Source organism: Paraburkholderia silviterrae (assembly GCF_004353915.1).
GTDB classification, from domain to species: domain Bacteria; phylum Pseudomonadota; class Gammaproteobacteria; order Burkholderiales; family Burkholderiaceae; genus Paraburkholderia; species Paraburkholderia silviterrae.
The window spans coordinates 1-21405 of sequence record NZ_SMRP01000043.1 but is presented as its reverse complement, the minus strand read 5'-3'; the positions used below and the strand labels follow the sequence as shown (position 1 = coordinate 21405).

Genomic DNA, 21405 nt, shown 5'->3' with positions numbered 1-21405 from the left:
TAACGCGGGCTCGCTGCAGAGTCTACGCAAACGGCATCGCAAGCAATACCGAAACGGGAGCGGAAGACCGATTCTTTAGCGCCCGCTGCTCATTCGGCGCCAATCTGCACGAGTCGTTGGTGCGCAACACCACCTCCCCCTCTTCCGTCTGCACCGTAAGCTCACCCGCAAGCACGACGTAGTGCTTCTCGAGCGCCGAAGCGGACAGGGTCGTATGCCCGCCAGGCTCGATGACCGAAACACCTATCCACAACGACTCCGCGGGACCGGCTTCATGCCCCTGCAGCCTCACGCAGCGCATGGCGAAATGGTTCTCCGGGAAATATTGCGGCGCCTTCTCGTAGCGGGTGACGTTCATGGTTTGAGCAGCACCCGGTTCGTGGAGCCCCGCAGTACGGCCTGGTAGGCGAGCGCGGCGTTTTCGATCGAAAAGACGAATTCCTGGTTGATGGGAAACGGCTTCAATGCGCCGCTCTCGAATGAGGGCAATAACCGATCCAGAATCAGCGCACCTTCGATGCTGTCGATCGCAAGCGTGTCGATGCCGACATACGTGTGCTGGCCACGATAGAACGCAAAGATATCGAACGGTACGGCCCGATCGACGGTCGAGATGAAGATCTGGGTGCCGCGCTTCGCAAGCGCCTTGTTAGCCCTTTCGAAATAGGGGCTGCCGACCGTGTTGTACACAATGTCGGCGCCATGTCCGCCCGTCTGCTCGCGCACGACCTCGTCGATCGACTGCGACGAAGCATCGATCATGATCACTTCGCCGCTCGCGTGGCCCACATACGGCTCGGCGGTGCGCTCGACCCCGAACGCCTTTGCGCCGGCCATGGTGGCGAGCTGGATGGCGGCCTGCCCCACCTTGCCGTTGGCGCCCAGCACGAGAACGACGTCGCCCTTCCTTACCCCACCAGCGCGGTGCAGGCCCTCGGTAGCGGTGACGAACGGTACGCCAATCGAGCCGGCCTCGTCCATGGTCAGGCTCGACGGCTTTTCGCGCACGCCTTCGGCCGGGACCACCAGAAAGCGACCATGAGAACCGTTGCGACGAATTCCGAGCTCTCCGCCGCTGCCCCACACCTGCTTGCCGAGCAGCGCCGGTGGTCCCTCGATCACGATGCCGGCATAATCGCGTCCCGGCGTGCGCGGCCAGATTGCATGCGGCATCGCGCCGAGAACAGCCTTGACGTCGCTCGGATTGACGCCGGCGCTATGCACCTCGATCAGGCATTCGCCTGCGGCAACGTCGAGCGCGCCCTGATTGACGATATCGAGTTCAAGAGCGTCCACACTGGCGCTCGGCGCGGTAACAAAAACTGCGTTCATCGTTGATTTTCCTGGTAGCTGAAGATAACTAGATTCGTACTTTTGTATCGGCTGGCGAGCGTGACGTAGCGCGCCGTCGTGGCGACCATATCGTCGCGTTCCTTATCGGTCAGCGGGCGCACCAGGCGGGCGGGATGCCCGGCCCAAAGCTCGCCGGATCCGACTACCTTGCCTGGCGACAGAAGCGAGCCTGCGGCAAGCATCCCACCCGATTTCACAATGGCCCCGTCCAGTACCCTGGCGCCGAAGCCAACAAAGCCCCCATCCTCGATCGTGCAAGCGTGAAGAATGGCGCCGTGCCCCACGGTCACGTCATTTCCGACCAGGACAGGCAACCCGCCTGTCGTGCCGTGGATAATCGTGCCGTCCTGAATATTCGTGCGCTCACCTATCACGATCTTCTGCACGTCAGCGCGTAACACGCAGTTGAACCAGATGGAGCTTTGCGCACCGACTGTCACCTCTCCTATCAGCCGGGTACCGCTCGCAACAAACGCGTCCGGGTCGACAGAAGGTTCAAGGGGTGCGGAAATATTCGCATTCCTCATCGATTAAGCCCCAAAAATTCCCGGGCTTCTTTGGCCGTAGCCAGTTCGCCCCCGAGGGACAACACGATGTCCCGCGCACGCTCGACCAGCGCGGCATTGCTCTGCGCGAGCACGCCCCTCGAGATGTAGATGTTGTCTTCGAGCCCGACGCGAACGTGTCCGCCCGCCAGCCACGACTGGGCGACCATCGGAAATTCAAAGCGGCCGACACCGAACGCCGCCCAGGTGGCGCCAGCCGGCAGCAGATTGCGCGCATAGAGCAGGCTTTCGGGCGAGGCCGAGAATCCGTATTTAACGCCCATCACGAAGGTCCATAGCCCCGGGCCATCCAGCACCCCTTCATCGATCAAATCGCGCGCGAGGTGCATATCGCCGGAGTCGAAAATTTCCAGTTCCGGCTTGACCCCCGCTTCCCGAATCACCGCGGCCATGCGCTTGACGTTCTTCGGCGTATTGATAACGACGTCGCCGCCGGAGTTCATCGTGTTGAGGTCGAGACTGCAGATGTCGGGGCGTAGCTGGAGGATGTGCTCGACGCGCTCTTCCGGCCGCATCAAGGTCGTGCCTGGAGCCGCTTCACGAGGATTGTCGTCGCTGGGAATGAAGCGGCCGCCGGGCCCCGTAGTCAGGTTGATGATGAGATCGTTGTTCTCGGCCCGGATGCGGTTGATCACCTCTGCGTAGAGCGCGATATCCATCGAGGGACGACCGGTTTTGGGGTCCCTGACATGAATATGAACGACAGCGGCGCCCGCGCGCGCGGCATCGAGCGACGCTATCGCGATCTGCTCCGGCGTCACCGGCAGTCCCGGGTGCTGCTCCGGCTTCGTCAGGTTCCCGGTCACCGCGCAGGTGATGATGGTTTTACGTGCATGCATAGGATTACCTCAGTACCGGTCCAACTAGTTCAGCTGTCTGCCGCCGTCGACCACAAGGGTCGTGCCGGTGGTGAAGGTCAGGTGCGTGGCACAGGCCTCGATGGCGGCTGCGATGTCGTCTGGCGTGCCGATCCGGCCGAGCGGCGTGGTGCCCGCGACTTTCTCGTTGAAATCGGCGCCGCGGCCCGGCACGAAGGTCGTGTCGACCACGCCCGGAGCGACGTTCACCACGCGAATGTGCGGCGCCAGCGCACGGCCGAGCGATACCGCCATGATGTCGAGGCCGGCCTTCACAGCGCAGTAGGCGACATTGCTGCCAACGCCCGTAGTCGCGGATATGGACGACACGTTGACGACGAGCCCATCGCCGGATGCGACCAGAAGTTCCCGGAACGCGCGGATAGCCGCGAATTGCCCGCGCCAGTTGACCTTGAACATTTCATCGATCAACTCGTCGGAGAGCGCGTCGAGGTCCGCGTGGCTGACTGGCTTGGTAAAGCCTGCCGCGTTGACCAGGATATCGGCCTTTCCAAACCGGCCCCGGACGTCTTGCGCGAGCGCGGTCAACGTCGCGCTATCGGTAATCGACGCGAGCGCCGCCATGTGCCCTTCGCCCGGCAGGCTCGCAGCGATCTCCTCGACAGGCTTCAGATCGTTCATTCCCACCACCACGACGCGCGCGCCCGACGCAGCGAGCCGATGCGCGGCAGCCTTTCCAATACCCCCTGCGCCGCCGATAACCACTGCGACCTTACCTTCAAGCATGTTGTTGGCCATCTCATCTACCTCGGTCATTTGATGGGCGGCGTCGGATACGTCGAGACGCCTTCCCCAAGAACAAAAGAACATTCCAGCGTGTAATACGGCTCCTGCGCTGCTGGATGCGGCCCCGTGCCCGCCTCATGGCGCTCGAACTTGCCGACCAGATCGCGCGTCACGCCAAATACGACGTCTGAATCCAGATACTCCGCGTCGTCGGCAAAAATCTGCGAAATGAGCGTTGAATAGCCCTCGGCGACGACAACGAAGTGAAGATGGGCCGGGCGATAGGGATGTCGCTTCTGGAGGCGCAGGAGATCGCCGACGGGACCATGCGTGGGAACCGGATATCCGGCTGGCCGCACACTCCTGAAATCGAAAGCCCCTCGCGCGTCGGTAAAGAAGTGCCCGCGCAAATTCATTTCGGATTGCTGCGGATCCTGATTTTCGTAGAGGCCGACCGGCGACGCTTGCCAGACATCGACGCGGGCGTTGCGTATCGGCTCCCGGTTCGTGTCGAGCACTTGGCCACTCACGAAAAGCGGGGATCCCGACGTCGTGCTCTGCACAATGCAATCGCCATGTTCATAACGTGGCGAGCCCGCACGATAGAACGGGCCAAGCAGTGCGCCGCCGGTTCGCTCTTCGTGCGCGGAGTTGTTCAACACCTTCACCAGCGTCGAAAGCCCAAGCACATCCGCCAGCAGCACCACCTCGTTATGACTGTCCGTACATGTCAGCCCAACCTGCTTGATGAAATCCAGCCCTCCCTCGAACTCGTCGTCCGTCAGCTTCACTTCATGCAGGAACGCGTGGGCATGCTTGACCAACGCATTCAGAATTTCCTTCAGCCGCGGATTCGCTGTGTTCTCCATCGCCGCAAGGACGATCCCTGTTATCGACGCTGCATCAGTAACGATACTGCTGCGCTGCTCTAGCCTGCTCATACCCAATCTCCTCTGCAATCGATTGCATAATACGACCGAAAAATCGACATGTCAAAGCCATTTAGAGGACTCGCCTCGAAACGCCGCCACGCCCATTGCTCCCTCTTTTGGCTCAGATTCGGGTAAAAGCAGCCTGTGCGCAGAAATCTTGACGCGGGAGCTAGGCGCATCGTAACATGCAATCGATTGCAATGCACAAGGAGATACACTTGCACTCCCGTCTGAATACGCTAAAGATTCTCGGCTTTGAAGGCGCGTTCAACCTGCCGCTCTGGGTTGGCGAGCACCAGCGCCTGTTCGAGAAATATGGGCTGAGCACGCGCTTCGAATACGTGAAAGGCTCGATCGACATGATCAACCGGATGAATGCTGGCGAGGCTCAAATCGCCTTGACCAGCGTGGACAACGTGATTGCCTACACGGATGGTCAAGGAGAAACCGCGGATGGCAGGGCCCCCGATCTCGTCGCGTTCATGGGGGGGGATCACGGCTTCCTTTCGCTCGTCGCACGGCCGGACGTGACGTCGGTTCGCGAGTTGAGCGGCAAGACGCTAGCTGTCGACGCCCTGACAACCGGCTTCGCATTTGTCTTGCGCGAGATTCTCCTGCTCAACGACATTCCCTCCGATGGCGTGACGTTCGACGCTGCTGGCGGCACGGGCAATCGGTATCGCGCGCTGGTGGCCGGCAAACACGACGCCACCCTGGTTCGAACACCGTTCGAAAAGCTTGCCGAGCGGCAGGGATTCAAAACGCTGGCCTCGGGCGCAGCGCTCTTTCCGGGCTATCTCGGCACGGTCGGCGCTGTGCTCGAGTCATGGGCAAGCGCAAACCGGGAACAGCTGATCGGCTTCATTCTTGCGTACCGGGAGGCATTGACGTGGATCTTCGACCCACGCAACGCCCCGGCGTGCTGCGCATTGCTGCGCGCCCAGTTTCCCGAGCTTTCCGATGCCGACGCGCGCGCCGTGCTCGACGATCTCGTTCACCCTGCGCACGGCTTGATCCGGGATATGGACATCGAAGACGCCGGGCTCGCGCTGGTATCGCGCATTCGGGATGCCCACGCGAGAACACCGGTCACTCGGCCACGAGCACCCTGCTTCGACCGGCAGTATCTCGACGAAGCGCGCGCGTCCACGGCATGGGCGTCCTGCTAAAAACGCGAATCGTCGGCAGGTGGAATTGAACGACAGTCCACCTGCCCCTTCCTGCACAACGCTGGCTCAGGCAATCAGTCGACGACCGCGATTGCCTGCACTTCGACGAGCATTTCCGGCCTGGCCAGACCCGCCACGGTGATCAGCGCGCTCGCGGGAAAATTGTCGCCGAAAGTCTCCTTGCGGACCTTCGTGAACTGATCGCCGAATCGCGCGTCCGTGATCGAAACGGTCATCGTCACGATGTCGGCCAGCGTCCCGCCGGCTTGTTCGAGTGTCTTGCCGATTCGCGCGAAGACCTCATTCACCTGCCCAACAAAGTCACCCGCGAGCGATTTGCCGTTCGCATCCTCGACCACGGTCTGGCCGGCCAACCACACGATCCTGCCGCCCTGCGTAATGACCGCGGGGGAATACGCCCGCGCTTGTGCCGCATCTCGCTTGATGTACTGGCGGACCTGCTTTGACGGTTGCTGCTTTTCCATGTTTGCCTCATTGATCAGTTCAATAAAACTACGCTTCACGTGCAAGCCATGTGCTTCTGGGACACGAATCAGACGCGCCCGTCTGCCCACAGCGGCTTTTGACGATGCATCGGCCGCGGGCTGCCGATTCCAGGCTCCCGGACACCGCGCCGCAGAGCCTGCGGCAACGCCTGGCGGGACACCGGTTGGCTGCCCGAGCCTATACAATCGATTGCATTATGAAGCGGCCCAAGGCGTGTTGTCAAAAGGTTTGACACCCCGATCGCCTTCCAAGGTATCCCGCCATGGCCCGTAATATGGGCCGTCTCTCTAGCCGATTTAGCACATCGATCTCCCCGTAAACCCTACTTTCAACTTGCAATCGATTGCAATAAATTCCAACCGTACGCCGAAGCCACCACGGCACGGTGTGCATCCCCGCAGCGATAGATCCAATCGAATGCGTCACACAACAGGAGCATCAGCATGGTGGTACGGCAATCAGTAACGGTCCGCTCGTTTATCAACGAGCGAAGCATGTCCGGCTTTCAGATCCGGACGTTTCTTCTCTGCTTTCTGATCCTTGTTATTGACGGTTATGACACAGTCGTTCTCGGCTTTATCGCACCGGCGCTCAAGTCTCACTTCGCTGCCAGCGCGGCACAGCTAGCGCCCGTGTTTGGCGCCGGATTCTTCGGCCTGGCCGTTGGATCCTTCGTCTTCGGCCCGCTGGCAGATCGCTTCGGAAGAAAGCTCACGCTCATAGGTGCCGTTTTAATTTTTGGGGTACTTAGCATCGGCTCAGCGTGGTCGACGTCGATTGAAATGCTGGTTGCCCTGCGCTTTCTGACCGGACTCGGCCTGGGCGGCGCCATGCCGAACGCCTACACGCTCGCGGTCGAATATAGCCCCGACCGTCTACGCTCAACGCTCGTCGCCCCGCTTGGCTGCGGCATCTCCGCAGGCGGCGTTGTTGGCGGCCTCGTTGCCTCGCATTTGATCGGCGTGTTCGGTTGGCAATCCATGCTGATCCTGGGGGGCGCATTGCCGCTGGTGCTGGCGATCGTGCTGGCTGTCTGGCTGCCAGAGTCGATGAGCTACCTCGTCACGCACAATCGCCAGCGCGAGGCGCTGGCGACCATGTCTCGCATTGCGCCGGAGATCTCGCCCACCGAGACGCACCTCACGCCGGACGAAGAGCCGGCGGATGGTTCCCCCGTGGCGCATCTGTTGCAGGCGGGGCTGCGCGGCGGCACGTTGTTCCTGTGGGCCACGGGGTTCATGGCCTTGCTCGTGGTCTACTTTTTGGGGAACTGGCTGACTCTTCTGATTCAGGAAACCGGCGTGCCCTTCAGCCACGCTTCGTTGATGACGGCACTCTACTTGACCGGCAACGCTCTCGGAGCCGTCCTGCTCGGCTTTCTCATGGATCGCGCTAATCCGCAATATGTAGTGGCTGGCGCGTTTCTGTGTGCGGCCATCAGCTTGGCCTCGCTCGGTCATATCACTGGAATGCCGGTGCTGGCTCTCGCAGCGCTGTTTGTGACCGGTGTCGGAACGGGAGGCGCGATGACGGGCACCAGCATCTTGTCCGCGGGGTTCTACCCCACGGTAGCGCGCGCCACCGGCGTGGCGTGGACGTTAGGTATGGGCCGTGTAGGCTCGATTGTCGGTTCGATGATCGGTGGCTTGATGTTGTCCGCCCATTGGCCGACCACAGTCATGTTTGGAGTGGTTTCCGTGCCGGTTGCGATCGCCGCGATCTGTGTCTTCGGACTGAGCGTCTATCGCCGACGCAATCCCGAGCCACCGCGCGCTGTGCTTTCCGCGTCGTAGGCTGCTCGAAGCGCTTCAGTTCACCACTCGCCGCACATCCCCAGATCGGCCATACGCACCTTTTAATTAGTAAACCATATTAATTTACCCATTGGAGACAGGATCGTCATGAACATGAAGTGGAGCGCGTTGTTGCTCGTCGCGGCGTCTGGGCTCGCCAGTGCCCAAAGCAATGTCACGCTGTATGGCATTATCGACAGCGGAATATCGTATTACGACCACGCGACTGCCAGCGGCGGATCGGTAGTCGGCATGCCCACTCTGACCGGCGAATCGCCTTCGCGCTGGGGCTTGAAAGGCACCGAGGATCTTGGCGGCGGTTACAAGGCTTTCTTCGTGCTGGAGAACGGATTTCAGCCCGGCACCGGCGCGCTCAATTACGGCGGGCGTCTCTTCGGTCGTCAGGCGAATGTGGGGGTAAGCAGCGACTACGGCTCGCTCACGCTCGGCCGGCAAATGAACATGACGATGTACGCGCTGTCGAACGCCGACGTCATTGGGCCGTCGATTCATTCGCTGAACAACTTCGACTCGTATCTGCCGAACGCGCGCAGCGACAATGCCGTTGGCTACCTCGGCAAATTCCATGGCGTCACGCTGGGCGCGACATACAGTTTCGGCCGTGACGCTGCGGGGCCGGCGGGCCCGGCGGCGACCAACTGCGGGGGCCAGGTGCCGGGCAACTTCATCGCGTGCCGGCAATACACTGCACTGCTCGCCTACGATTCGGCGAGCTTCGGTGTGGCAGCGTCCTACGATGTGATGCGTGGTGGCGCCGGCGCCTCGACGCCGCTCAACAACAGCGCCTATACGGATACGCACAACGTCGTCGACGGATACGTGGTGCTCGGTCCGACCAAGATCGGTTTCGGCTGGATCAGAAACAACAGTTCAGCCGCAACCCATCTGCAGACCGATATTTTCTTTGCGGGTGCTACGTACTTTGTCACGCCCAGCCTTTCCTTCGATGCGGAGGGGGTGCGTTATTTGCAACGCGGACCTGCGGGGAAGAACGACGCGAATTCGACCTTGCTGGTTGGGCGTGCGAATTATCTGTTGTCCAAGCGTGTGACGGTGTATACGTCGGTGGGCTATATGTTCAATAGCGCGCTGGCTGCCAACCCGGTTGCAGCCGGTGGCACTGTCGGGGCCGGCAAGGACCAGCTTGGCGTGATGGTTGGGATGCAGCATCGGTTTTGATGCGGTCTGATCAATCGTGGCGGAGCCAAGGTATTCGATGAGGCTGGGCGCCGACGTGGTGAAAATTGGCGCGGAAATGTGTTTTTAAGCGCCGGTTGGCGGGCTTTTGGTTGATTTTTTGCTCGTGTTATAGTGCGTTGGCATTTCCTTGTTTTCATGTCGGTATATGAGCGTTGCCCCTGTGCGGGGCGGCACCTACTTTTCTTTGCAGCCGCAAAGAAAAGTAGGCAAAAGAAAGCGGCTCAAACCGCCAGTGTGACGCCGTCCACCACTGCCCTTCGTATCGGAGCGGCTCCGGAGCATCCGTCTCCTCGCACACTCCGCCTTAGTGACAAAGGGCTCATTCTTCCCGCCGCGCGCTACGCGCGGGCGGAAGAGTCTGCAAGAAAAACCGCGCGTGCTGCCCTGCGAATGCGCGGAACTAACGCCGAGCGAATACGCTGGAGTCCTACGAAAACGTGTGCACCCGACTGGTTTTAGTTATGCCCCACGGCGCGCGCAGCGCCGCCGGATGGATGAGCCCTTTGTCACTCCGGGTGACGGCGCGTGATGACAGACGCCCCGGAGCCACTCCGATATAAGGTCAGTGGTCCACTGCGTCACACTGGCGGTTTGAGCGGCTTTCTTTTGCCTACTTTTCTTTGCCGCGGCAAAGAAAAGTAGGTGCCGCCCCGCACAGGGGCAACACTAATATACCGATAAGAAAACAAGGAAATGCCAACGCACTAAAACCCGCGAAAAAAATCACACCCCACTCTCAAACCTCATTCGAAATGGACGCCGATTTATTCGACGCAGCGGTCTTCGCCGCCTTCTTCATAGCGCCCTTACGGGGCGCACCCGTAGAACCGCGCACAATAAGCTTCGGCGGCAACACCACATTACGCGCCGGATGATCGAGCGTTTCGATAGCTTGCTGAAGCAGGTCAGCAGCCTGACGCCCCATCTCCTTGTGGCTGATCCGGATAGTCGTCAAAGGCGGCTCAACCATATCGACAAGCGGCATGTCGTTATGCCCCACGACCGAAATATCTCGCGGACAATTCAATCCCGCCTCGCGTATGACATCGTACGCACCGAGGGCCAGCAAGTCATTCGCGGCGACGATCGCGGTGACCTCGGGGTGCGCACTCAATAGCCGCCGTGCCGCTGCCGCACCTTGTTCGCGGGTATAAGTCTCCGCGAACTCAGTGGGCGCCGAAGCCGCATCGAGACCATTGGCAGCCAGAGCATGGATAAACCCACGATGACGCAAATAACCCGTGGAATGTTCGCGTGGGCCGCCAAGATGGGCGATTCGGCTGTGGCCCAGCTCGACCAGATGATCCACAGCGAGTTGCGCGCCGAGCAAGTCGTCCGACACCACCCCGGACAGCCTCGTTTCCTTCTCGGCACGATTGACCAGCACACTCGGGACGCCCCGTTCAATGCAGAAAGACACCAGCGGATCGTCGCGGCTTGCCGTCGCGAGAATGAGTCCGTCCACGCGCCGGGCGATCAATCCCTGAGCCAGATCGAGCTGCTTGTTGCTGTCGCCTCCCACATAGGCAACGATCACGGAGTAGCCGTGCTCGGAAAGGCGCTCCGTCGCGCCGGTCAAAATCGGCGTGAAAACATTGGTGGCGATATCCGGAACCAGAATGCCGACGAGCTTGGAGCGACCGGTTCGAAGACTGGCCGCAACCGGGTCGAGTCGATAACCCAGTTCACTGGCGGCTTTCATGACACGTGCAACCGACTCGGGCACCACCATCGACCGCGTCTCCGGATTGAGTGCGCGCGAGACGGTCGAAACGTGCACCCCAGCCCGTTCCGCGACCTGCTTCATCGTCACGGTTCGCCGGTTAGTGCCTGTTTGAGACGTGTTTGCTTTCACGACAGATCTACCTCCTCGCTTTTCCCATAGAAGGTCTCGAGCAATCACGACCTTACCGTGGCCGATTGCTGCTGGATCGCCCGCCCCTCTGAGCGGGTTTCTCGTGCCACGGCCAACACCACATTATAAATAAGTCGATACAAATTTTGCACAATCGATTGCAAAAATCAGTGCAAATTTAACCTGGGCGTCAATCATCTGATCATTTTGCGCCATGACCACGGATGCACGCGCCGGCTCGACCAGGTCCGGATATCCCCAACGTATCTAGCGTTTTCCCGCAGTCGGCGCGTTGGCGGACCAGCAATCTGCCCTCTCAACCGCAGCAAAAAACCCTTCGATTCAAAGGACTTGAATTCTGCAATCGATTGCAATATAGTTGCTTCCAACGGGTCCCTGATCCGCGCTTAGCGATCGAATCCGTCCCTGACGTGCGCGCCCTCACTGCGTAGAGCGCCTGTGACAAAGCTGACTCGGAACCGGGCCGCGCTTGATCACGACAGCGGCTTGCCGTGCACCTCAACACCGTTGCGTCAAAGGAAACGCCAACCCGGCGCTAACCAGGAACGACGCATTTTTATGCATTCGAATGTAAAGGAGTTGTTTGATATGGCCCTGGCATCTATCGATAGATCCACCCTGAGCCGTCCGTACTGGAGCGCCATCGTTGATGGCAAGGCTGTGGAGGTCGACGCAAACCAGCCGCTCTTCACGGTTGAAGAAGCGGCCACCGGCAAGCCGCTTGCCAACGTCGTCTCCGCGGACGAGCATCTCGTTGACCGAGTCGTGCGCAATTCGCGGCAAGCCTACGAGTCGGACTGGAAGAACCGCTCGCCGCGCGAACGCGCGCAGTTGCTGCGCCAGGTTGCCGCCAAGATTCGCGAGCACGCGGACGAGCTCGCGGAGCTCGAAGCCCGCGAAGTCGGCAAGCCCAAGCGCGATGCGCTGCGCTTCGACGTCTCTTACTGCCACGCCTGTTTCGACTATTTCGCTGGTCTCGCAGACACGCTTCACGGCGAGATCCTCGATCAGGGACCGATTGAAGCACGTGTCCTGTTCGAACCATATGGCGTCGTAGCGGCGATTCTGCCGTTCAACTGGCCGCCCATTCACTTTGCCAAAAAGTCCGCGCCCGCGCTTGCGGCCGGCAACACGGTGATCGTCAAACCCGGCGAGCAAGCGCCGCTTACGGTGCTGCGTCTGGTCGAACTGGCCAACCAGGTGCTGCCGCCTGGTGTGCTGAACGTCGTTCCCGGAATTCAGGCCGGCCCCGCACTCGCATCGCATCCGAAAGTCGAGCGCATCAGCTTTACCGGTGCAACGGCAACGGGCCGCCGGGTGTTGCAGAGCGCTGCGGAGAACATCACTTACGCAACGATGGAGCTTGGCGGCAAGAACGCGCTGCTCGTCCTCGAAGACGCCGACATGGACGTTGCGCTCAACGTCGCCATCGAGGGGATGTTCTATAACCAGGGCGAGGCGTGCACCTCCACCGCCCGTATTCTCGTGCACGAATCGCGCTACGCCGAGTTTGAGGAGAGGTTCGCACGGGCAACCGAAAAGCTCGTGGTCGGCAATGGCCTCGACGCCAAAACCGACATCGGACCGATGGTCGACGCCAAGCAACGCGACCGTGTGATGGGATACATCGATATCGCGCTTCGCGAAGGCGCAAGACTGGTCACGCAAGGCAAGCTGCCGGACGACGAGCGATACAAGGACGGCTACTGGGTGCCGCCGACGGTTCTCGCCGACGTGACGCCAACCATGACGGTCGCACAGGAGGAGATTTTCGGCCCGGTGGCCTGTCTGATGCGGTTCAAGACCGAAGAGGAAGCCATCGAGATCGCGAATGGCACCGCATACGGTCTCACCGCGGCGATCTGCACGACCGACGAGAACCGGGCGTGGAAGCTGGCGCCGAAGCTGGACGCAGGCATGATCTTCGTGAACAACTATATGCGGCGCGCGTTCCTTGGATCGCCTTTCGGCGGCGTGAAGGGCAGCGGCTTCGGCCGCGAGAATGCGACGGAGACCTTGAAGGAGTTCGTGCGCTCAAAGAATGTCCGCTTCCCGTCCGGTAAGGAGCCCGTACCGACCTGGCCGCCCAGGGACTGACCGGTTGATGCCATGAACAATGGCATCAACAGTGGCTCAAACCAGGGAGTGCTGCCGCGCGTTGCTCCGCTCGCGCGGTGGCGCCCCAGATGATCAAGTGACGATGGAAGAGAGACAATGAAGAAGGTTCTTATCAAGAACGGCTACGTGGTAACGGTCAATCGAGAGCGAGAGATTTTCGAGCGCGGCGCGGTGGCTGTTACGGGAAAGCATATCTCGGGGGTCTATTCCCATGAAGACACTCCGACCGAAGGATTCGACGAGATCATTGATGCGCGCGGTTGCCTCGTGATTCCCGGGCTCATCAATCTTCATCAGCATACGTGGTATTCGATGTTCAAAGGCATCGCCGACGGCCTGCTGCTGGAAGACTGGATTACGGACATTGTCTTTCCGATCGTCGCCAATCTTTCCGACGAAGCCATGCGGCTGGGAAGCTATCAATGCGGACTCGAAATGCTGTCCACCGGCACGACGACTTCGTTCAATCATTCGGTCACCGTAACGGATTCGAATACGGTGCGGGCCATTGTCGAACCTCAGGCCGAAATCGGTATCCGCCAGTTCTTCGGCAAGGAGCTGCGCTGCAGAAACGAGCGTTTTGTCGAGCACCCGCTTTCGCTGGACGAATCGCTCGCCGCCGCCGAGGAGGAAATCCGCTACTGGGATGGCAAGCACGACGGTCTGGTGCGCATGGGCCTCGTCATCGAGGCGAACGCGCATTGGACGTCGTCCGGCATGAGCACTGAAGACCTGATCGTGCGTGGCACGGAGCTGGCGCGCAAGCTCGACGTGAAGATCAGCAGTCACATCGCAGCAGGCACGTTCTCGACGGAACAGGGCTTCCTCAAGCACTTGCGCGAAACCGGGCGCACCGACGTGCGCTATCTGATGCAGCTCGGCGTGCTGGATCAACAATGGATGCTGATCCACGGCATCCATTGCACGGAGCTCGATCTCGAACAGATGGCCCATGTGGGCGCCGGGCTGGTCTATACGCCAACCAGTGAAGCGATTCGCGGCGGCGGTATCGCCCCGGCTGCGAATGCGCTGCGTGCGGGTGTGCCTACCGCCCTCGGGACCGACGGCGCCATGGTCGACTATACGAACGACATGCTCGAGCAGGTGAAAGCCTGTGTGCTCTTCCAGCACCAGCGTCATCTGGACCCAACCCGGATGTCCTTCGAGCGCAGCCTGGAAATGGCCACGATCAACGGTGCGCAAGTGCTGGGCGTGGCTGACCAATTGGGATCGCTCGAACCCGGCAAGCTCGCCGATATCGCCGTCTTCGACATGCGCAAACCGCACGTCGGCTCATTGCAGCGCCCCCTTTCCGCGTTTATCGGCGCCGGCAAAGGCACCGATGCGAAGTACGTCATGGTCAACGGCGAAATCGTCTATCGCGAAGGGGAATTCACGCGTTGCACCGATAGTCGCGGCATTCTGGACAGTGTGGAGCGCCTTGCCCCCGAGATCGTTCGTAAAGCGGGTCTTTCATCCAGACTCGATCCGCAATGGAAAAGTCTCGCGCATTGAAGGCTCAGCCATGATCTGAACCTGCCTGCCGGCGCATCATCCTCAGCACTGCACAGCAATGGGAACGCGCTCCACCAGGAAGTCGACGAACGCCCGCACGGAGGGAAGCAGGCCCCTCCTCGAGGGCATCAGCAGGCTGATTGTCGCCACGCCTGCCGTCCATTGAGGCAGTACGCGCACGAGCTGCCCCGTCTTCACTTCGGACTGCCCCACATAGCCCGGCAACGCCACGATGCCGACGCTCTGGCAAGCCGCGACTTTCAGCGTGGCCATGTCGTCGCTCAGCAGCTTCGGCTCGAAGGGAATCACTTCCGCTCGTTGCGCATCCGGCGAGTCGTGCAGTCGCCATGCGTGCGTGTCATGGCCGCCGCCGAGCGCGACGCCGTCGTGGTCCGCAAGGTCGGCAGGCGACCTGGGCACGCCCTTGCGCTTCAAATACGCCGGTCCGGCAAAGAGATGCCAGGGCGTCGTCGCCAGATAGCGCTGGACCAGCGTGGAATCCGGCAGCGGAGTGGAATGCGCGCGAAGACACAGGTCGAAGCCCTCCTGAAGCGGATCGACGTGCCGGTTGGTTGCGTGCTGAACGATACGCACACGCGGATACTCGGCCATGAACTTCGGGATCAACTCGGCCAGCGCCAATTGTGCAAAAGCGACCGAGCACGTCATGCGGATGGTTCCACTCGGTTCTGCCGTGCGTTGACGCACGACGCTCTCGGCGGCTTCGGCTTCCACCAGCATGGCGACCGCGTGCTTGTAAAACGCCTCGCCGACGTCCGTCACGACGAAGCGCCGCGAGGTCCGCTGGATCAGCCTTGCGTCGAGCGTGGCCTCGAGGGCGAGGATGCGACGGCTCAAACTCGACTTGGGCACATCGAGCGCATGGGCCGCCGCGGTGATGCCTTTGTGTTCGACCACCTGCACAAAGTAGTAGACATCGTTCAGATCGAGCATCATCCCCCCTTTTCCGCGGAAAGTCTCATGGATGGGATGATAAGTCCATTTTTCCTGGATTGTTCGGCGTTTGTCCCATGGCTATAGTCCATTCAAGCCCGAGACGTTGATCGACCGACCGCGTGGACGGGCACGGAGCAAATCATGGATCGACGCCAATTCCTGAACCAGTCGAACGCCGCCGTCGCGGCCACCGTGCTCGCCGCCGGCACGAGCCTCTTCGGCGCAACGCAAGCCGCGGCCGCAACCAACCCTTCCAGCGGAAACAAGATCATGAACTCGACTTCGTCTCACGTCCTCGAACGCCTGACCCGCGATAACGCGGTCCTTCTTCTCGTCGATCATCAGGTGGGCCTCTACACCGGCGTGCGCGACATCGATACCCTGCAGCTCAAGCACAATGTCGTTGGACTCGCGAAGGCGGCCCTTGCGCTGAAAGTGCCCGTGATCGTCACCACCACGACGGAAAAGATGTGGGGGCCGCTGATCCCCGAACTGGCCGCGGCGCTTCCGGGCGTCCGGCATATTGAACGGACTACGGTGAACGCCTGGGACGACCGCCGTGTGGTCGATGCGATCAAAGCCACCGGCCGCAAGAAGCTCATCATCACCGGCATCTCCACGGACGTCTGTCTCGCGTTTCCGGCTATCTCGGCAGTCGCCGAGGGTTACGCGAGTTACGCGGTCATCGACGCATCCGGCGGCTTCAGCCAGACACAAGTCGATATGGGCGTGCTGCGCATGCAGCAAGCGGGCGTGATACCGGTCGGCTACTCCAACGTCGCCGTCGAGATGCTTGCCGACAACGCCGCGCCCGAAGCGCAAGCCGTCTACGCCGCACTGGGAATCCCGTTCGCGGGTCTCGTCTTCGATCTGAAGCAGGCTTTCGCCAAAGGCTAAACGTGGTCGTCACGAACGGATGTGTCCGCATCTTTTGTCCAGCAGCCGGGAGTCTGAATCCAATGCATTAGACGACAAAAACACGCTCAGGCCCGAGCCGTAGTGTCAGAATAGATTTTCCGACAACTGACGGAGTCTGAAATGACAAGCCCGCTCTCCTCCGAGGAAAGGCTCACCAGGCACAACGCAGTTCTGTTTCATGTCGACCATCAAGAAGGCCTCTACACCGGGGTGCGAGACATCGCCACGCTTGAATTGAAGCACAACGTGATCGGCCTCACCAAGGCGGCGCTCGCGCTCGGTGTTCCTGTCGTGGTGACCACCACCACGGAAAGCATGTGGGGACCCATGATCCCTGAACTGGCTGCGGTGCTGCCCACGCACAAGGTCATCGAACGAACGACCGTGAATGCCTGGGATGACCCACGGGTCGTCCAGGCCATTCAGGCGACGGGCCGCAAACACCTCATCGTGACGGGCATCTCGACTGACGTCTGTCTGGCTTTTCCCGCCATCGCGGCATTGCGCAACGGCTATACGTCGTACGCGGTCATCGATGCCTCGGGAGGTTTCTCGCAGACTCAGGTGGACCTTGGCGTCGCCCGTATGGTGCAGGCTGGTGTGATCCCGGTTGGCTATTCGACCGTCGCCGTCGAACTGCTTGCCGACAATGCGGCGCCCGAGGCGCAAGCCGTGTACGAAGGCCTGGGTATCCCATTCAGCAATATGGTGTTCGGTCTGAAGCAATATTGGCAATCGTAGACACCGGTCCACCCGGTAGCCTGCGGACCCTGGCCTCATGCCGGCGAGCCTCTTTTGCAATGCGCTCGCCGGCATCTTTTATCGCTCGTCTTCGGCGCCCAATGCCGGCACGAGCTCGTTTTGAAACATGAAATACGTCAACCTGATCGTCGTCTGTGCTTTCTTTTCCGCGGGAATCGTAAACCTCGTCGGACCATCCATCATCCGTGCCGAGTTTGGAAAATGGGGATACCCAAATGGGTTCAGAGTCGTCGTCGCGATCATTGAATTGATCGGTTCGCTTTTACTCCTCATCGCAACAACGCGATTCGTCGGAGCTTCAATTCTGCTTGTCGTTATTTTGGGTGTACTGGTTTCATTCTCCCGCTCGAGGGAGTGGATGAAAATGCAGTATCCGCTCGTATTGCTACTGCTTTTGATTGTCACTCTGACCCAAACTTACCCGCTGGGCTGACTGGCTCAGCTTCAGTGCTTGCGGGGTGCTAACTTTCGTTATCCTGACTTGGGCCGCCCAGAATATAGCCTTCCAGTCCTGAAGCCAGCGCCGCAAATGTCACTGCACAGCGAGCGCTCCCGCGCAAATCTTCGTGCATGGCGACCCACGTGTCCATCGTGAATGAAAACTCATTCGCGAGAATTCTGACCAGCCTCGGATCCCTTGCCGCCAGGGGTGCCTGGCACGCGCCGACACCGAATCCAGCACGAATCGCCCCCAATTGAGCCAGGTCGCTGTCCGCTCGAAACGCAAAGCGGCTTCGCGAAAAGTCTTTAAATTTTCCCTGGACTGAGCGAATAAATGCGGTCTCCTGATCGAATCCAATGACCGTGTGGCGAGCCAACTCGTTCATCGACTTCGGCACACCATGCTGCGCCAGATACCGCTCGTGGGCATGCAGACCGACTTCGATCGCTCCGACGCGCTTCGCAACCAGTGCCTCCTGGACGGGCCGGAACATGCGCACAGCAATGTCTGCTTCACGAAGCAGAAGATCCTCTGCTTTATTCGACAGGACAAGTTCAATGGTCAGTTCCGGATGTTCGTTGCGCAGTGTGGTCAGTATCGGCGGCAGCACCTCGACGCCGATGACCTCGCTCGCCGTCACCCGTACCGTGCCGCGGACCCCGGCCCCGTGGCCGCTCGCCACCCGGCGCAAGGCGGCCGAAGTCGCAGCAAGACCGACGGCGTAGGGCCTCAGCTCATTAGCTGCGTCGGTTGGCGAGAACCCGTCGAACGAGCGCGTAAAAAGCTTGAGTCCCAGCGCCGCTTCGAGACTTTCGATGTGGCGGCCGACGGTGGGCTGCGTGAGGCCCAGCGAGCGCCCGGCAGCCGATAACGAGCCCGTTTCCAGGACCTGCAGGAAACTCCGGTACCACTCCCAGTTCGGTTCGATTTCGCTCATGATCCCAGGTCAGGTTCGAGGCCATACATAAATGTATAGCCGATACGCGATTTTCGGCAATTTTTTATGGCCGGCGAGGCGCGCAGAATTGCGCCATCGACACCTTTGAAGCGGAGAACGGACATGGCAACGAGATCTCTCGAAACGGGCCGCACGGCGCTCGTGCTGGGCGTGGGCGGCGGCATAGGCGGCGAGGTCGCGCGCCAGCTGACCGGCGCTGGCTGGCGTGTGCGCGCGCTGCAGCGCGGGGTTGGCGCGACAGCGGCGAGCGCCACCACCAGCGACGAGCGCGGCATCGAACGGGTGCAGGGCGACGCCATGGACCGCGAGGCCGTGCTGCGCGCCGCCGAGAGCTGCGACGTGATCGTGCACGCCGTCAACCCGCCGGCCTACCGGCGCTGGGCGGAACTCGTGCTGCCGATGATCGACAACACCATCGCCGCCGCCCAGGCCGTGGGCGCTACCGTGGTGCTGCCGGGCACCGTCTACAACTTCGGTCCGGAGGCGCTGCCGCTCGTCGGCGAGGATGCGCCGCAGCAGCCGCGCACGCGCAAGGGCGCGATCCGCGTCGCGCTGGAGCAGCGTCTGGAAACCGCCTCGGCGCTTGGCGTGCGTTCGATCATCGTGCGCGCCGGCGACTTTTTTGGCCCGCGCGTAGGCAATAGCTGGCTCGCGCAGGGCCTCGTGAAGGCCGGGCAGCCCGTGCGCACGGTGCGTGAACCGGGCACACGCGGCGTGGGCCACACATGGGCCTACGTGCCCGATGTCGCCCGCGCGATACGCGAGCTGATCGAGATGCGCGCAGCGCTCGCGCCGTTCGCGCGCTTTCACATGACCGGACATTGGGACGCCGACGGCACGCAAATGGCCGCCGCCATCTGCCGCGTGGCACAGCGCCATGGCCTGCACGCGCGGCGCAAGTCATTCCCGTGGCCGCTGATTTACGCGTTGGCGCCGTTCGCCACGACGCCGCGCGAGATGCTGGAAATGCGCTATCTGTGGCGCGACGCGCTCCAGCTCGACAACGCGGGACTCGTGGCGACGCTCGGCCGCGAGCCGCATACGCCGCTCGATGCGGCCGTCGAGGCGACGCTGGCCGGTCTCGGCTGCCTCGGCGAGACCACGCATGGACTAGCCGCCGCGCAATGAGGGTCGCAAAGTAAGCGCCCGCGCGCCGCGTGGATCGCGCGCTCGCGACGCTCCGTACTCGTCCCGCAGGCAGAGGCATACGGCCCTCAAGCCGGCCGGGCCACGCAGATCAGCGTGGCCCGGATTATTGGCTCGCGCTAAAATGCCGCCCGTTCCTGCATGCATCTGCGAAATACGGAGAAGTCTGATGATTATCGAACCGCGCGTTCGCGGCTTCATTTGCGTGACGGCCCATCCCGTGGGATGTGAAGCCAACGTCGCGCAGCAAATTGAATACGTCAACGCACAAGGCGCTATCCCCAATGGCCCGAAGCGCGTGCTCGTGCTGGGCGCGTCCACGGGCTACGGCCTCGCCGCGCGCATTTCGGCGGCGTTCGGCTCGGGCGCGGCCACGCTCGGCGTCGCTTTCGAGCGCGCCGGCACCGACACCCGCCCCGCCACCGCGGGCTGGTACAACACCGCCGCGTTCGAGAAGTTCGCCACGCAAAAAGGCCTTTACGCGAAGACCATCAACGGCGACGCGTTCTCCAACGCCGTCAAGCGCGAGACGATCGACGCCATCAAGCGCGATCTCGGCCAGGTCGACCTCGTGGTCTACAGCCTTGCCGCGCCGCGCCGCACGCATCCGGTGACGGGCGAGGTGCATACGTCCACGCTCAAGCCCGTGGGCAAGATGCTGCGCATGCGCGGCATCGACACCGACAAGGAAACCATCAAGGAAACGGTGCTCGAAGCGGCAACGCAAAGCGAGATCGACGGCACGGTGGCCGTGATGGGCGGCGAAGACTGGCAAATGTGGATCGACGCGCTGCTCGAGGCGGGCGTGCTGGCCGATGGCGCGAAGACCACGGCGTTCACTTACCTTGGCGCGGAAATCACGCACGATATCTATTGGAACGGCTCCATCGGCGCGGCCAAGAAGGATCTCGATCAGAAGGTATTGGGTATTCGCGCGAAACTCACGGAGCGTGGTGGCGACGCGCGCGTGGCGGTGCTCAAGGCCGTGGTCACGCAGGCCAGCTCGGCCATTCCCATCATGCCGCTGTATCTTGCGCTGCTCTTCAAGGCGATGAAGGAAAACGGCACGCATGAGGGCTGCATCGAGCAGGTTTATGGTCTCTATCGTGATTCGCTCTACGGGGCGGCGCCGGTGCTCGATGACGAAGGGCGCCTGCGCGCCGACTATAAGGAGCTCGCGCCCGAGATCCAGGCGCGCGTGAAGGCGGCATGGGACCAGGTCACCGACGAGAATCTCTACGCCACCACGGATTTCGCGGGGTACAAGGCGGAGTTCTTGCGCCTTTTCGGTTTCGGTGTCGAAGGCGTCGACTATCGCGCCGATGTCAATCCGAATGTCGCGATTCCTGGTATTGTTGAGATGTGAATTTTTGCTTTCGATGCGGCTGATGTTGGTTGTTCTGGCAACTAATTAGAACGGCGCGTTGAATTACGCGTTGGTCGCGTTGGTCGCGTTGGTCGCGTTGGTCGCGTTTGGCCGCGTTGGCCGCGTTGGCCGCGTTGGCCGCGTTGGCCTTTCCTTGTTTTCATGTCGGTATATTGGTGTTGCCCCTGTGCGGGGCGGCACC

The 21405-nt window shown here is 61.2% G+C and carries 20 protein-coding genes; 10 read left to right on the top strand and 10 right to left on the bottom strand.

Annotated features, from left to right (window positions below; genetic code table 11):
* Positions 1–22 precede the first annotated feature (22 nt).
* From EYW47_RS37565 to EYW47_RS37540, 6 genes are all read right to left on the bottom strand, one after another.
* Complete coding sequence (locus EYW47_RS37565; RefSeq protein WP_133199869.1) at positions 23–358, bottom strand: cupin domain-containing protein; 336 nt, start codon at positions 356–358, stop codon at positions 23–25.
* Positions 355–1332: a quinone oxidoreductase family protein gene (locus tag EYW47_RS37560; RefSeq protein ID WP_133199868.1), complete on the bottom strand. Its 978-nt coding sequence runs from the start codon at positions 1330–1332 to the stop codon at positions 355–357. The genes EYW47_RS37565 and EYW47_RS37560 overlap by 4 nt, the downstream gene beginning before the upstream one ends.
* On the bottom strand, positions 1329–1739 hold the full coding sequence (locus EYW47_RS37555) for a gamma carbonic anhydrase family protein (protein WP_240764093.1): 411 nt from the start codon (positions 1737–1739) through the stop codon (positions 1329–1331). Before EYW47_RS37555 ends, EYW47_RS37560 begins: the two co-directional genes overlap by 4 nt.
* A gap of 137 nt (positions 1740–1876) precedes the next feature.
* Positions 1877–2758: a beta-keto acid cleavage family enzyme gene (locus tag EYW47_RS37550; protein WP_133199866.1), complete on the bottom strand. Its 882-nt coding sequence runs from the start codon at positions 2756–2758 to the stop codon at positions 1877–1879.
* 24 nt (positions 2759–2782) lie between these two features.
* Complete coding sequence (locus EYW47_RS37545; RefSeq protein WP_133199898.1) at positions 2783–3535, bottom strand: SDR family NAD(P)-dependent oxidoreductase; 753 nt, start codon at positions 3533–3535, stop codon at positions 2783–2785.
* 14 nt (positions 3536–3549) lie between these two features.
* The gene (locus tag EYW47_RS37540) at positions 3550–4464 is read right to left on the bottom strand and encodes a dioxygenase family protein (RefSeq protein WP_133199865.1); all 915 of its coding nucleotides are present in this window, start codon (positions 4462–4464) and stop codon (positions 3550–3552) included.
* Between the two features lie 209 nt (positions 4465–4673).
* Between EYW47_RS37540 and EYW47_RS37535 the strand changes: the two genes are divergently transcribed.
* Positions 4674–5624: an ABC transporter substrate-binding protein gene (locus EYW47_RS37535; RefSeq protein ID WP_165976790.1), complete on the top strand. Its 951-nt coding sequence runs from the start codon at positions 4674–4676 to the stop codon at positions 5622–5624.
* 74 nt (positions 5625–5698) lie between these two features.
* Here EYW47_RS37535 and EYW47_RS37530 read toward each other — a convergent pair whose 3' ends face one another.
* Positions 5699–6109, bottom strand: a complete 411-nt coding sequence (locus tag EYW47_RS37530) for a RidA family protein (RefSeq protein ID WP_133199863.1) — start codon at positions 6107–6109, stop codon at positions 5699–5701.
* A 516-nt stretch (positions 6110–6625) separates the two neighbouring features.
* On the opposite strand from EYW47_RS37530, the gene EYW47_RS37525 reads away from it, so the two are divergent.
* A complete protein-coding gene (locus EYW47_RS37525) occupies positions 6626–7924 on the top strand; it encodes an MFS transporter (RefSeq protein WP_240764091.1) in 1299 nt (432 codons plus the stop codon).
* A gap of 108 nt (positions 7925–8032) precedes the next feature.
* Positions 8033–9124, top strand: a complete 1092-nt coding sequence (locus EYW47_RS37520) for a porin (RefSeq protein WP_133199861.1) — start codon at positions 8033–8035, stop codon at positions 9122–9124.
* A 757-nt stretch (positions 9125–9881) separates the two neighbouring features.
* Here the strand turns inward: EYW47_RS37520 and EYW47_RS37515 are convergent.
* Entirely contained in the window at positions 9882–11000 is a 1119-nt protein-coding gene (locus tag EYW47_RS37515) for a LacI family DNA-binding transcriptional regulator (RefSeq protein ID WP_240764090.1), read from the bottom strand.
* A gap of 609 nt (positions 11001–11609) precedes the next feature.
* Here EYW47_RS37515 and EYW47_RS37510 point away from each other — a divergent pair.
* Together EYW47_RS37510 and EYW47_RS37505 are read left to right on the top strand one after the other, a co-directional pair.
* Entirely contained in the window at positions 11610–13118 is a 1509-nt protein-coding gene (locus tag EYW47_RS37510) for an aldehyde dehydrogenase family protein (RefSeq protein WP_133199860.1), read from the top strand.
* A 117-nt stretch (positions 13119–13235) separates the two neighbouring features.
* Positions 13236–14654 carry an amidohydrolase family protein gene (locus EYW47_RS37505; RefSeq protein ID WP_133199859.1) on the top strand — a complete coding sequence of 473 codons (1419 nt, stop codon included), beginning with the start codon at positions 13236–13238 and terminating at the stop codon, positions 14652–14654.
* Between the two features lie 42 nt (positions 14655–14696).
* On the opposite strand, the gene EYW47_RS37500 is transcribed toward EYW47_RS37505, so the two are convergent.
* Positions 14697–15611 carry a LysR substrate-binding domain-containing protein gene (locus EYW47_RS37500; protein ID WP_338117863.1) on the bottom strand — a complete coding sequence of 305 codons (915 nt, stop codon included), beginning with the start codon at positions 15609–15611 and terminating at the stop codon, positions 14697–14699.
* Positions 15612–15752: 141 nt separating this feature from the next.
* On the opposite strand from EYW47_RS37500, the gene EYW47_RS37495 reads away from it, so the two are divergent.
* The 3 genes from EYW47_RS37495 to EYW47_RS37485 all read left to right on the top strand — a co-directional run bounded on the left by EYW47_RS37495 (position 15753) and on the right by EYW47_RS37485 (position 17724).
* Positions 15753–16508 carry an isochorismatase family protein gene (locus tag EYW47_RS37495; RefSeq protein WP_133199858.1) on the top strand — a complete coding sequence of 252 codons (756 nt, stop codon included), beginning with the start codon at positions 15753–15755 and terminating at the stop codon, positions 16506–16508.
* Positions 16509–16649: 141 nt separating this feature from the next.
* On the top strand, positions 16650–17270 hold the full coding sequence (locus tag EYW47_RS37490; RefSeq protein ID WP_133199857.1) for an isochorismatase family protein: 621 nt from the start codon (positions 16650–16652) through the stop codon (positions 17268–17270).
* Between the two features lie 127 nt (positions 17271–17397).
* Positions 17398–17724: a DoxX family protein gene (locus EYW47_RS37485; protein WP_133199856.1), complete on the top strand. Its 327-nt coding sequence runs from the start codon at positions 17398–17400 to the stop codon at positions 17722–17724.
* A gap of 28 nt (positions 17725–17752) precedes the next feature.
* Here EYW47_RS37485 and EYW47_RS37480 read toward each other — a convergent pair whose 3' ends face one another.
* Positions 17753–18670, bottom strand: coding sequence for a LysR family transcriptional regulator (locus EYW47_RS37480; RefSeq protein ID WP_133199855.1), 918 nt, complete (start codon positions 18668–18670; stop codon positions 17753–17755).
* A gap of 123 nt (positions 18671–18793) precedes the next feature.
* Here EYW47_RS37480 and EYW47_RS37475 point away from each other — a divergent pair, with 123 nt between their 5' ends.
* A complete protein-coding gene (locus EYW47_RS37475) occupies positions 18794–19819 on the top strand; it encodes an NAD-dependent epimerase/dehydratase family protein (RefSeq protein WP_133199854.1) in 1026 nt (341 codons plus the stop codon).
* A 187-nt stretch (positions 19820–20006) separates the two neighbouring features.
* Complete coding sequence (gene fabV, locus EYW47_RS37470; RefSeq protein ID WP_133199853.1) at positions 20007–21203, top strand: enoyl-ACP reductase FabV; 1197 nt, start codon at positions 20007–20009, stop codon at positions 21201–21203.
* Positions 21204–21405: the final 202 nt, after the last annotated feature.